This window comes from Enterococcus sp. DIV0970a, from assembly GCF_051711265.1.
Lineage (GTDB): Bacteria > Bacillota > Bacilli > Lactobacillales > Enterococcaceae > Enterococcus_D > Enterococcus_D casseliflavus.
This window is the reverse complement of record NZ_JBIOMF010000001.1, coordinates 1,949,521-1,963,112: the sequence shown is the minus strand read 5'-3', so window position 1 is coordinate 1,963,112 and position 13,592 is coordinate 1,949,521. Positions and strand designations below refer to the sequence as shown.

11 protein-coding genes are annotated in these 13,592 nt (G+C 41.3%); all 11 read left to right on the top strand.

Annotated elements, in window-relative coordinates; translation table 11 throughout:
* The first annotated feature begins 24 nt into the window (after positions 1–24).
* The gene (typA, locus tag IGK14_RS09440; protein WP_005236363.1) at positions 25–1,854 is read left to right on the top strand and encodes a translational GTPase TypA; all 1,830 of its coding nucleotides are present in this window, start codon (positions 25–27) and stop codon (positions 1,852–1,854) included.
* 244 nt (positions 1,855–2,098) lie between these two features.
* Complete coding sequence (gene rlmD, locus IGK14_RS09435) at positions 2,099–3,466, top strand: 23S rRNA (uracil(1939)-C(5))-methyltransferase RlmD (protein WP_010749606.1); 1,368 nt, start codon at positions 2,099–2,101, stop codon at positions 3,464–3,466.
* Between the two features lie 422 nt (positions 3,467–3,888).
* Complete coding sequence (locus tag IGK14_RS09430; RefSeq protein ID WP_010749607.1) at positions 3,889–5,550, top strand: phosphoenolpyruvate carboxykinase (ATP); 1,662 nt, start codon at positions 3,889–3,891, stop codon at positions 5,548–5,550.
* Positions 5,551–5,623: 73 nt separating this feature from the next.
* On the top strand, positions 5,624–6,052 hold the full coding sequence (locus IGK14_RS09425; protein ID WP_010749608.1) for a VOC family protein: 429 nt from the start codon (positions 5,624–5,626) through the stop codon (positions 6,050–6,052).
* Between the two features lie 336 nt (positions 6,053–6,388).
* Positions 6,389–7,219 carry a prenyltransferase gene (locus IGK14_RS09420; RefSeq protein ID WP_438712107.1) on the top strand — a complete coding sequence of 277 codons (831 nt, stop codon included), beginning with the start codon at positions 6,389–6,391 and terminating at the stop codon, positions 7,217–7,219.
* A 109-nt stretch (positions 7,220–7,328) separates the two neighbouring features.
* The gene (locus tag IGK14_RS09415) at positions 7,329–8,021 is read left to right on the top strand and encodes a response regulator transcription factor (RefSeq protein ID WP_010749609.1); all 693 of its coding nucleotides are present in this window, start codon (positions 7,329–7,331) and stop codon (positions 8,019–8,021) included.
* Positions 8,014–8,997 carry a sensor histidine kinase gene (locus IGK14_RS09410; RefSeq protein ID WP_010749610.1) on the top strand — a complete coding sequence of 328 codons (984 nt, stop codon included), beginning with the start codon at positions 8,014–8,016 and terminating at the stop codon, positions 8,995–8,997. Before IGK14_RS09415 ends, IGK14_RS09410 begins: the two co-directional genes overlap by 8 nt.
* Positions 8,998–9,090: 93 nt before the next feature.
* A complete protein-coding gene (locus IGK14_RS09405; protein ID WP_010749611.1) occupies positions 9,091–9,849 on the top strand; it encodes an ABC transporter ATP-binding protein in 759 nt (252 codons plus the stop codon).
* 3 nt (positions 9,850–9,852) lie between these two features.
* Positions 9,853–11,826, top strand: coding sequence for an ABC transporter permease (locus tag IGK14_RS09400; protein WP_010749612.1), 1,974 nt, complete (start codon positions 9,853–9,855; stop codon positions 11,824–11,826).
* A gap of 322 nt (positions 11,827–12,148) precedes the next feature.
* A complete protein-coding gene (locus tag IGK14_RS09395; RefSeq protein WP_010749613.1) occupies positions 12,149–12,841 on the top strand; it encodes a M23 family metallopeptidase in 693 nt (230 codons plus the stop codon).
* A 128-nt stretch (positions 12,842–12,969) separates the two neighbouring features.
* Entirely contained in the window at positions 12,970–13,521 is a 552-nt protein-coding gene (locus tag IGK14_RS09390) for a CDP-alcohol phosphatidyltransferase family protein (protein ID WP_051095385.1), read from the top strand.
* Positions 13,522–13,592 lie beyond the last annotated feature (71 nt).

Genomic DNA, 13,592 nt, shown 5'->3' with positions numbered 1-13,592 from the left:
GTCACCAAAAAAGGAGTTTATAAATTGAATATTAGAAATGATATCCGCAACGTCGCTATTATTGCCCACGTTGACCACGGAAAAACTACATTAGTTGATGAATTATTGAAACAATCCCAAACGTTAGATAGCCATACCCAATTACAAGAACGGGCGATGGATTCAAATGCGATCGAAAAAGAACGTGGCATCACGATCTTAGCGAAAAATACAGCGGTTGAATACAACGGTACAAAAATCAATATCATGGATACCCCAGGACACGCGGACTTTGGTGGTGAAGTAGAGCGGATCATGAAAATGGTCGATGGTGTTGTTTTGGTTGTTGATGCTTATGAAGGAACGATGCCTCAAACACGTTTCGTATTGAAAAAAGCGTTGGAACAACACTTAGTGCCAATCGTAGTTGTCAACAAAATCGACAAACCATCTGCTCGTCCTGAGCATGTTGTCGATGAAGTCTTAGAACTATTTATCGAATTAGGTGCCGACGATGACCAATTGGACTTCCCAGTGATCTACGCTTCTGCGATTAACGGAACTTCAAGTGAATCAGATGATCCTGCTGATCAACAAAAAACGATGGCACCATTGTTTGATACGATCATCGAACATATTCCAGCGCCAATCGACAACAGCGACGAACCATTGCAATTCCAAGTATCATTGCTTGATTACAATGACTACGTTGGACGTATCGGTATTGGCCGTGTCTTCCGCGGATCAATCAAAGTCGGCGACCAAGTTGCATTGATGAAATTAAACGGAGAAGTTAAAAAATTCCGTGTGACGAAACTTTTCGGTTTCTTCGGTTTGAAACGTTTAGAAATCCAAGAAGCCAAAGCCGGTGATTTGATTGCCGTTTCTGGGATGGAAGATATCTTCGTTGGTGAAACTGTTACACCAATCGATCATCAAGATTCATTACCTGTTTTACACATTGATGAACCAACATTGCAAATGACCTTTATCGTGAACAATTCACCATTTGCGGGTCGCGAAGGAAAATTCGTAACCGCTCGTAAAATTGAAGAACGCTTAATGGCGCAACTGCAAACAGACGTTTCATTGCGTGTTGATCCAATCGGACCTGACTCATGGATCGTTTCTGGACGTGGTGAACTTCATTTGTCAATTTTGATCGAAAATATGCGTCGTGAAGGCTTTGAATTGCAAGTTTCTCGTCCAGAAGTTATCGAACGCGAAATCGATGGCGTGAAATGTGAACCATTTGAACGGGTGCAAATCGATACCCCAGAAGAATACATGGGATCAGTAATCGAATCATTGGGAATGCGTAAAGCAGAAATGCAAGATATGATCAATACAGGGAATGGACAAGTACGGATCATTTTCTTGGCACCAGCTCGTGGCTTGATCGGTTACACGACAGAATTCCTATCAATGACTCGCGGCTACGGCATCATGCACCACACCTTCGATCAATATTTGCCAATGATCCAAGGACAAATTGGTGGCCGTCATCAAGGCGCACTTGTATCGATCGATACAGGAAAAGCAACAACATACTCGATCATGAGTATTGAAGAACGTGGAACGGTCTTCGTTGAACCAGGTACCGAAGTGTACGAAGGAATGATCATTGGTGAAAACTCTCGTGACAAAGACTTAACGGTCAATATCACGAAAGCAAAACAAATGACCAACGTCCGTTCAGCAAACAAAGACCAAACCTCAGTTATCAAGAAACCTCGTATTCTTTCTTTGGAAGAATCACTGGAATTCTTGAATGATGATGAATACTGTGAAGTAACACCAGAAAGCATTCGTTTAAGAAAACAAATCTTGAACAAGAGCGAACGGGAAAAATCACAGAAAAAGAAAAATAACTGATAACTAAAACAGTGATCAAAAGTTTTAAACACTTCTGATCTGTTCGATTTTCCGAAGGATGGAAAAGGGATTGCTCCTGTGTTGCAGCGGCTCTTCGCCGCAGGACCCAGAAAAAGCAATCAGCCGATTTCCCTCCTTCGGTTCTTTTTTGCTCGAAGTCAAGTTGAACCGTTAGAATAAGCACCGCTTGCAATTTCGGCCATTCCTTTTTAAAATGAAGAAAGCAAGCACAAAGGAGAAATCTATGAAAAATTATCCTGTTAAAAAGAATCAGGAACTTGAAGTTGATATTTTGGATCTTTCCCATGAAGGAAATGGGATCGCCAAAGTCGATGGGTACTTATTATTTATTGAAAACACCCTGCCAAATGAACGTGCCTTAGTCAAAGTGTTGAAAGTCGGCAACAAATTTGGTTTTGCCAAAGTGATGAAATTGTTGCAAGCAAGTCCTGATCGGCAAGAATTGCCGAATGAAGCATTGTTGCGCACCGGTATCGCTCCATTGAGTCATTTGAGCTATGACAAACAATTAGCCTTCAAACAGCAGCAAGTAGAGAATGTTTTGGCTAAAATCGCCAAATTGCCTGAAATCACAGTCAATGCGCCAATCGGAATGGAAAAACCATTTGGTTACCGCAACAAAGCGCAAATCCCTGTGCAAAAAATCCATGGGGAATTAACGACTGGATTTTACCGCAAAAACAGCCATACTCTGGTACCGATCGAAGACTTTTATATTCAAGATCCAAACATCGATCAAGCAATCATCAAAGTCAGAGATATTTTGCAGCGGTTCAATGTCAAAGCCTACAATGAAGAAGCCCATGAAGGGTTCTTACGCCACATTGTCGTTCGTCGTGGGCATCACTCAGGTGAAATGATGGTCGTATTAGTGACACGTAAACCGAAATTCTTCAAAGGAGAAGAAATTGCGGAAGTGATCCACGAAGAGATTCCAGAAGTTGTTTCTGTCATTCAAAACATCAATGAAGAAAAAACCAATGTGATCATGGGGGAATTCGAGCGTGTGTTGTATGGCAAGTCATCGATCGATGATCAATTATTAGGCAAAACCTTCCAAATCTCAGCGAAATCTTTCTACCAAGTCAACACAGCGCAAACGGAAGTCTTGTATCAAACCGCCTTCGAGATGGCGCAACTGTCTGAAAATGATGTCGTTGTGGATGCTTATGCAGGAATCGGAACGATCGGGATTAGTTTGGCTGATCGCGTGAAAGAAGTGTTAGGGATGGAAGTCATTCCTGAAGCAGTGAACGATGCCAAAGCCAATGCCAAAAGAAATGGTGTCGAAAACGTGCATTACTTTATCGGTAAAGCCGAAAAAATCATGCCGCAATGGCTACGCGAAGGCATTCAACCGACAGTCGTCTTCGTTGATCCACCTCGCAAAGGTTTAGATGCTAGCTTTATCGAAACGACTGCTGCGGTTAAACCAGAGCGCATCGTCTACATTTCCTGCAATCCAGCAACTTTGGCTCGTGACCTCGCGTTATTTGCGGAAGAAGGGTATGTGACAAAAGAAGTCCAACCTGTTGATTTGTTCCCACAAACGACCCATGTAGAGTGTGTCGTGTTGTTAGAACGTGGTTAAGAAACAACAAGTTTTTTCAGCAATTTTGATTTTGAATTCTTTTTATGGTAAATGTCATAAAATCTTACGATAGCAAAGTTACTAGAGAAAGCAAGTCAATTGAGAAATAAGCAACTAAAACCCATCTGTCTATCTAGTTACGTCGATTGTGACGTTTAGAATGGATGAAATATAAAACCAGAAACTGGAACTGAAAGATACTCTTTCTGTGCCAGTTTTTTTGTTCTTTCTCACTATTGATGAGCGGGGAAAAAATCAATGCAAAAAGCAGTGAAGCTTCAAATATGCAGACATCCCAATCCTTTAACAAAATGGTTTGTCGGCAATTTATAGTTAATGTGTATAAAAATATGGCGTGTGATGATTAGAAAGTATTATAATAAACGTAGTGAATAGAAAATTTTTGTTAGGAGGGATTGCACATGGCAACGATTCGTGCATTTTCACACAAAGAGATTACACCGCAAAATACACATTTGTCGAGTTTTAAAGTGTTGATAGAGTCAGCTTTTTATGGGAACAATGTCACTTGGATTGATGATCTAGCCACTGCCTATCACTTAGCAAAAGAATCTTCTAGCGCTATTCTTACGGATATGCCGGTAATACACACCAAGGAGTTAGGACTACCAGAGGATGCTAAAGTCATCGTGTTTAATGACGGAAAAGTGGTTGGACGGACAGCGGCAGCTCGACGCATCATCGGGCATCCTGGAATCCAGCGAGAATTATATGAAGACATTTTGCGAGATGCCTTATACCAAGGAACCCGCAAGCAATTTTATGGTGGTGAAGTTGTTGTAGGATTAGATGAAGCGTTTATGGTCAAAGCTCACCTGTTGATACCAGAGCACTATGAAACCAACTTTTACTCTTATTTGTTGAATTTTCAATTGATGACGAAATCATGGGAAGAAAGGTACCAATGTTCCAAAGAATATCCAGAGACGGACATTTTTTTGTACGCTGATCCAGATTGGTCTCATCCTGATTTTCCTTATGGACTGTCTCTTTTTGATCCTGAACACAATGTTGCGGCAGTCTTAGGTTTAAACTATTTTGGTGAATTGAAAAAAGCGACATTAACTTTGGCTTGGGCTACCGCGCATCGCCATGGCTTTGTGGCGTGTCATGGGGGAATGAAGCAGTATCAGTTACCGAATCGAACATTTACGATGGCGGCTTTTGGTCTTTCAGGATCAGGAAAATCGACTATCACATTGGCAGAACATGGTGGCAAATATGAGATCAAGGTTTTGCATGACGATGCATTTGTGATTAATCAAACAAATGGTGCCTCCACTGCACTGGAGCCTTCTTATTTTGATAAAACGCAAGACTATCCACTAACCAACCCAAATGTCCGCTACTTTATCACCTGTCAAAATGTTGGGGTTACTTTAGACGAGAAAGGAAAAAAGGTCCTCGTGACCCAAGATATTCGTAATGGGAATGGTCGAACCGTCAAATCACGATATGTCACACCTAATCGGGTGGACCATTTAGATTCTCCGATCGATGCCGTATTTTGGATCATGAAAGATGACACGCTGCCTCCTGTAGTAAAAATTGACGATCCGATTTTAGCCGCTGTTTTTGGTTTGACCTTAGCTACGAAGCGCACGACAGCTGAACATATTGTCGAGACCACGGATATAGATAAACTGGTCATCGAACCTTATGCCAATCCATTTAGAGTCTATCCTTTAGGGGAAGATTTTGCCCATTTCATGCACTTGTTTAAAGAAAACCAAACGGCTTGTTATATTCTAAATACAGGCTTTTACAAAGGCAAGAAAGTCACGCCTGAAGTCACACTAACATCGATTGAAAAAATTGTGGAAGGCGAGGCTGAATTTAAAAATTTCGGTGGGATCACCGAAATGAGTTTCCTGCCAGTAACAGGCTTTAAAGTCGATTTTCAAGATGCCTCCTATGTGGCTCATTTAAGAGAGCGGATGCAAGGACGGCTGGACTTTATTTTGGCTCAAGAGACAGAAAATGATGGCTATAATAAGTTGCCTAAAGAAGTAGCAACGGCAATGGAAAAGGTGATTTCTACATTAAGTGAGCTTCCTAGCTAATTTAGTTGAATCAAACTTCCGCAAGCGGCTTTTTTCCTGAAACACTTATTTTGTTAGCCAGAAAGGAGCGAATATGAACATTCAGTTTCACCATATCCAAATCACAGTCAATGATGTAAAAAAAGCAGAAGGCTTTTATGATCAATTATTTGCACTATTAGGTTTTGACCTCCAGAAGAAATATTCTGGGTATTTAGAACATGCTGATATGGAAGTAGTAGAATATATAGGCGATTCATTTGATTTCGGCATTTGTTCCCCACGAAAAGAATGGAAGAACGAGAAAATCGATTCAAGAAAACCTGGCTCTGTTCAGCACATAGCATTTAAAGCGGAAAGCCGCGAAGTAGTAGATGCGATTTTTCCCAAAATAAAAGCTTTAGGGGTAAAGATCCTTCATGATCGACCAATGGAATACAAAGAGCGCATCGCCCCTAACTACTATGCCTTATTTTTTGAAAGCCCAGAAGGCATTCGTTTTGAACTATTTCATTATGCCTGATTCCTTGAACTAAAAGAGCGTGACATGAACTTGTTGCGTGAGCGTGTTCCTATTCAGGTGATCTTTCATTATGGGGTTCGTATAACCATGCGATTTCAGAGACAAACTTTTTTCGAACCTGTCATCAGGAAAACTAGAACACTCTTTTTTTAAAGTAGGTCCGTTTGGAAAAAACTATTTGATTCCTAAAATTCATTTGGACAATTCAAAAACAAAAATCTAACACATGTGTTAAAAAACGTTTGAATTTTTATCATTCTAGAAGCGAGTGCACCGTGGGTCAATGAGGATTATTGGGTTGATTGCACGACACTTAAGAGATGGAGGAAGATCAATATGGATCAGAGGGTTCAGCAAGACATCGAAGCAATCATTTCCCATCAATATGATCATGGCGCCGATTTATGGTCGACGCCAGACCATAAATTACTAAAAGGAGCACCCTTTACGACCTTAGAAAGTCCTCTTTATTTACTTGAACTTGGCATGTCACGTGAGGAGAACTTATTAAAAGAGACAGCCGCATTGATCTTTCAAGGATGGAGAGAAGACGGCAGATTTAAAATTTCTCCGTCAGGGGGGATCTATCCATGTCATACGGCGTTGGCTTTGCGAACGCTGTGTGCTCTTGGTTACACAAGGGACCAGCGGCTGCAACAGACCTTTCACTATTTTCTTGCTACTCAGGAAGCAGATGGCGGCTGGAAGTGCAATAAGTATAGTTTTGGTCGCGGCCCTGAGACCCACTTTTCCACGCCAATGACGACGTTAACGGTCCTTGATGCTTTTCGATATACTCATGATCGTGAACAAATGGAAACGCTTAAGCAAGCAAGCGAATTTTTGCTTGCTCATTGGGAGATCCGTCAGCCAATCAGTCCCTGTCATTATGGGATGGGTACATTATTTATGCAGACAGAATATCCCTTTAGAGGATACAATCTTTTTTATTATCTGTATGTCTTTTCTTTTTATCCTTCTGCCAGAAAAGACGCACGATTTTTGGAGGCTTTGCAGCAGTTTGAATCGAAAGTTCAAAATGGCAATGTCATCGTAGAACGGGTCGTACCCAAACTGGGGAAACTGAATTTTTGCCAAAAAGGGCATATAAGTCCCTTTGCCACACAGCGTTACCAAGAAATTCTTGCTCGATTGGCAGAGGATTGAGGAAAAAAACAGCCCTTTGAAAGGTTCCCCCCATCTAGACGATTCTTTTTCTTTTCTGGTACACTGTCTGTAAAGAAGCAAGTGATTAATCAACAGAGAGGAGAAAGACATGCAAAAAATATATCTTGTTGAAGATGATGCAACGATCGTCTCTGTTCTAGCAGAATATTTGCAGCAATGGGGGTACGAATGTGTTTCTGCTAAGAATTTTGCTAGCATCTTGCAAGAGTTTCATGAGATCAAACCGGATCTCGTTCTTTTAGATATTTCGCTGCCTTATTACAACGGGTATCATTGGTGCCAAGAAATTCGCAAGAAGTCAGAAGTGCCGATCATTTTCCTTTCGTCGATGGATCAACAGATGAATCAGATCATGGCGATGAACATGGGAGCAGATGATTATTTAACAAAACCCTTTGATTTAGCCTTCGTTTTGGCAAAAATCCAAGCATTGCTGCGGCGCAGCTATCAGTATAGCCACCAACAAGCGCTGACCTTTGAGATAGGGCAAGTAACCTTTTATCCCACAGAAAATGTATTAAAAAAACAGGGGGAACAGTTGCCACTGTCTCCAAATGAAGCTCGGATTCTTTCCTTGCTTTTGCAGCATCGAGGGAAGATCGTAGCCAAAGAGACCATCATTGAAATGCTCTGGAATAGTGAAGAATTCATCGATAATAACACATTAGCGGTCAATATGACCCGCTTGCGAAAAAAATTAAGCCAGATCGAACTATCCGATTTGATCCAGACGGTAAAGAATAAAGGGTATTTGATAGAAAAGGAACACGCCTATGACTAACGTGAAAGAATATTTCGTCCTTTATGGAAAGTTTTATCTCGTTTACCTGCTGTTTAGTGCGGGCCTATTTGGGCTATTCTTTCTCCACAGCCTTTCGTTGGAGCCCTTCATTGACTATGTGGTCTTTTCAGGGGTGATCTTAGGGGGACTTTCCCTTTTTCATTATTTTCGTTACGCACAAAAAAGAAAGCAGCTGCAGCATTTATTAAGAAAAGAACGTATGACGGAAGCGGCGTTGGCGTTCTTGCCTGCCACTCGAAATCGTTTAGAAGACGAATACCAAGCCCTTCTTAAACAATTGGCAAGAGAAAAAACCACTTCTGATTACAAGGCAGCGTTAAAAAATGAAGAAATTTATGAAGATTTCGGCTTGTGGCTTCATCAAATCAAAACGCCTCTAGCTGCGCTGGATCTTTTGGTCCAAAGCGATTCGTTGTCACCGACGGAGGTCAAAGCGGAATTATTTAAGGTGAATGATTACTTGCAAATGATGTTGAATTATTTACGACAAAATTTAGCGAATGAAGATTTTGTCTTTGAGTCGATGGCTTTAGCGCCCCTCGTTCGTCAAACGATCAAAAAGTATGCCTTGTTTTTCTCGAAAAAGAATCTGCAACTGGACATGGCGGTGGATTTGACGGTGACATCCGATCGAAAGTGGCTCGTTTTTATTTTTGAACAGGTTCTTTTCAACAGCTTGAAGTATACCGAAACTGGTGGCATCAACGTTTTCACTAAAGACAATGCCTTAGTGATTCAAGATAGCGGCATTGGTATTCGTAAGGAAGACTTGCCAAGGGTGTTTGAGAAAGGATATACGGGACAAAATGGTCGCTTTCAGCAACGAGCGAGCGGGCTAGGCTTATATATGAGTCAACAAGCGGCTGAAAAAATCGGCTGCCGTTTAGCGATTGATTCTGAAGTGGGACAGGGAACCATCGTCACACTTCATTTTCCCACCACAAATAACCGATAGCCGCAAACTTTCAACACTGTAAGTTTGCGGTTTTTATTGTAAGTCGCTTTTTTCTGCCAGTCAGCTTATTCTAAAAAGGAAGGAGGGAACAAGATGACACTTTTAAACATTCAACAAGTAAAAAAAATCTATCAAAGCCAGCTGAACGGACAACCCGTTGAAGCGTTGAAAAATATTACCTTTATGGTAGAAGAAGGGGAATATGTCGCTATCATGGGGGAATCAGGTTCGGGAAAGAGTACGTTGCTGAACTTGATGGCGACGTTAGACCAACCAACAGCGGGTGAAATGCAGCTGAATGGCATCGATCTGACCACGATCAAAGAAAAAGACGCAGCGAGTTTTCGACGGGATCACTTAGGCTTTGTTTTTCAAGACTTTAATTTATTGGACACCTTTTCGGTAAAAGACAATATTTTATTGCCATTAGTTTTATCAAAAGTTTCCGTCAAACAAATGGAAAAGCAGCTTCAGCCTATCGTACAAACTTTAGGGATCGCCGATTTATTGCAGCACTATCCGTATGAATTGTCTGGCGGACAAAAACAACGAGTTGCTGTCGCACGAGCAATCATCACAAAACCGGAACTGCTATTAGCAGATGAGCCAACCGGAGCGCTGGATTCGAAAACCTCTGATCAATTACTGACATTATTTCAACAGATCAATCAAAATGGACAGACGATCGTGATGGTCACTCACAGTTCGATCGCAGCCAGTCGCGCACAACGCGTCTTGTTTATCAAAGACGGGTATGTGTTTCACCAGCTGTATCGAGGGGATCGCAGCAATACCGCTTTTCTAGAAGCAATAGCCGAAACAATGACTGCTGTCTTTGCAAAGGAGGAGTAACCAATGTTCTTTCAAAAAATCGCCTTCTCCAATTTGCGTAAAAATGCCAAAGCTTACACACCCTTTTTATTATCTATGAGTTTCTTGGTGGCTGTTTTGATGATGACGCAAATCATCGTGAACAATCCAGGAATGAAGGAACTTCCTAGTAGTCAAAGCGCCATCCTCATGTTTCGTTTAGGAAATATCATCCTCATGATTTTTGCGGCGATCTTTTCCTTTTACACCAATAACTTTTTGATCAAACAGCGAAAAAAAGAATTTGGTCTCTACAATGTTTTAGGACTAGGAAAACGTGAGATAGCCTTCGTGGTCTTTTGGGAACTCTTTTACAGTTTTCTCATTAGCCTTGCCGCCGGACTGATCAGTGGCTTATTGTTTGCACGATTAGGATTTTTGATACTGAAGAAAATCTTAGCCGTAGGCGAGTTCTTTGTCTTCAAACTGTCATTTGAGAGTATTGGCTTGGTGATCCTGTATTTTATGTTCGTCTTTGGTTGTTTATTTTTATTTGACATACTGCAAGTACGCAAAACCAATCCACTTCAATTACTGCAGGGAAGCAAGCGAAATGAAAAAGAACCACGAGCAAAAGGTATTTTGGCACTATTAGGTGTCCTATGCTTAGTGGCAGGCTATACGATCTCTGTGACGATCAAGTCGCCCATCAGTGCATTAGGCCTGTTCTTTGTCGCCGTCGTCCTCGTAATCTTGGCTACCTATTTGTTGTTTATTGCGGGCAGTATCAAAGCATTGCAGTTTTTAAGAAAACGAACGACCTATTATTATCAAACGACCCATTTTATCAATGTCTCTACCATGTTGTATCGGATGAAGCAAAATGCGGCTGGTTTAGCAAGTATTTGTATTTTATCAACGATGGTGTTAGTGACCGTTGCTACGACCGCCAGTCTTTATTTTGGACAAAAGAATGTGATCGAAACCCGTTTTCCTTACGATGTTCAAATTGAGTCAGCGGCTGATTCCCAGCAAATCAACACAGCAATTAATGGACTTGAGGAGAAGCTAACGATCAAAGAGCGCCAGCAAGTCACTACAACAAGACCGTTGCTTTTTACCTTTGAGGAACCAAATTTTGTTCCCTCAACCAATTTTGAAGAAAATAGCGGTAGTTTAGATAAAGCCGTGTATCTTATTTTTCTTACCAGTTCTGAATACCATGAAATCACCGGGAAAACAGGACCCGCTGACGACGAATTATTCGTTTTTCCCGCCACCTGGACGCATCAAGCGTTACCAGAAAAGACGACGATCGATGATCGTCAATTTCGCTTGCGGGAATTGAAAGAACTGCCAACATTCACGAAAGTAGAAAACCCCGTTCAGCATCTTGTTCTCGTGGCGGATGATCAGTGGCTTGCCGAAAAGCTAAGCGTTTGGTATCAAAACGAAGAGTTTCAACTTTACCAGCAACCAGTGACAACAACAGTCTTTAATTTTCAAACAGAAGAAGCAAGCGATCGCGAAGCCATCGCAAAACAGATTCGCAGCGAACTTCTGGCAGCAGATGCTCAGGCGAGCGTTGAATCAAAAGATCTTTTTGAAGTTGAGACAAAAACCTTTACCGGCGGCTTCTTCTTCTTAGGCTTGATTTTTGGTGTGATCTTTATTTTAGCTGCTGCATTGATCATTTATTATAAACAAGTTTCCGAAGGGATGGAGGACAAAGAACGTTTCGAGATCTTGCAAAAAGTTGGGTTAAGCCATAAGGAAGTCAAGCAAGTGATCCAGCAGCAAGTTTTGATGATCTTCTCATTTCCTTTGGTGGCAGCGATCATCCATTTGGCGTTTGCTTTACCAATGATTCGAAAATTACTGATTCTTTTTGGTCTGACGGATCGTAACTTATTGATTACGGTAACGATTATTTCTGTCCTGTTGTTTACAATGATTTATCTGCTGGTGTATTTCATCACCGCAAGAGTCTACTATCGATTGGTGGAGCGCAAACAGTAGAGGATGGACAAATGCTATTTTGTCAGACGATAGCTAGATGGATTAGCCGTCACCGCCAAGAGCTACAAAAAAATAAAATGTAAGAACACCTCATCCATGAAGCGACGCTCAAAAGTTAGAATTTTTGGTCTAACAGTTTGGAATCACTACATGATTGAGGTGTTTTTTTGATAGGCACGCCCGTTAGCCCACTTTTTAGAGTTGAAAAAAATCCTTAGGTGACCTATAGTGAAAAGGAGTAAAGCACGGGTATAGAGTGCCGCGCGATTGATAGTCATTTCAAAATAAAAGAGATCATGTGATCCAAAAAGGAGAAAGCCCTATGAAAGAGCAGCCGATAACCATTGGATTCCCCTTAAGAGGTGAGTGGCTTGCGCCGACTACACCAGCCGAGAAGATTCCTAGCCATGGTACCGATCGAATGGGGTTGCGTTATGCCTTTGATTTTTTACAAGTTAATTTTGAGGGGAAAACCAAAGCTTTTCATAATCGAAGCTTTCTGCGCTATTTCTTCTTAGGGGTTCCGCTGGAGAGCTGTTATTGTTGGGGCGAAAAAATCTATGCGCCTTGTGATGGCGAAGTAATTGTTGCAAGAGATGGCTATCGGGAACGGAAAATCGTTCACTGGATCAGAGATTTTTCGATCGCTGTAAAAAATGGTTTGTTTTTTAATGAACAAAAAGATGATTATCAACAAATAGCTGGCAACTACATTGTGATAAAAGCTTCTGAGGGCGTTTATATGGCATTTGTTCATCTGCAAAAAGGATCTGTCACTGTTTCCGTAGGACAAAATATCACCAAAGGGATGGTGATCGGAAACGTTGGCCATTCGGGAAATTCGACTTCGCCTCATCTGCATTTTCAAGTGATGGACACAAGTGATATCGGCCATGCAAAAGGTCTTCCTTGCAGCTTTGAAGAATATGAAGTGTACCAAGCAGGGGGATGGACAAAGGTGCAGAATCGGATACCAGGAAGTACCGATCGGATACGATTGTTGAAGGAATACTAAGGACCAGTTTTGAAACATTCGCATCAGGGCTTGCAGGATGCTCAACTGAAAGAACGTTTAAAAGTCTTTGGACTACTTTTAAGTACGTGAAATAATCTTAGGCTTTCAAAATTTGTGAAGAAAATGAAATGCAAGGAGAACAAATGAATCATTTACCCAATATCCTTACCACATCTCGACTGATTCTCGCACCACTTTTACTATTCCTTCAGCCAATGTCTGGCTGGTTTTGGCTGCTCTATTCCTATTGTTTTGTAAGCGACCTCGTCGATGGGCTGCTTGCAAGAAGGATGAATCTTACGAGTGAGGTGGGTGCCTTACTAGACAGTTTCGCAGATGTAAGCTTTTTTCTCGCAGTTTTTCTTTCTTTTCTACCTCAGCTGTTGGCGGCACATACACTTTGGGTCTGGCTACTAGTGATTGCTATGATTCGTTTTGTCAGTTATCTGATTGGCTATGTAAAATATCGGTCTTTTAGCAGTCTGCATACATGGCTCAACAAAGCAGTCGGATTTCTTTTATGTATTTTCCCGTTGTTGCTCATCATGTTCCATGAAAAAATTGTTATCTTGATTTTGGGGACCATCGCCACTGTTTCCGCATTAGAAGAATTGCTGATAACGATCCTCTCAAAAAATCTGGATAGAAATCAAAAATCGATATTCGAAAGTTTTAAGTAAGGCGCCTCTATCATTGAGGGCCTTTTTTTGCGTATTCATTGCTAATAGACTTTTAAAAGACCCTTCAAAAA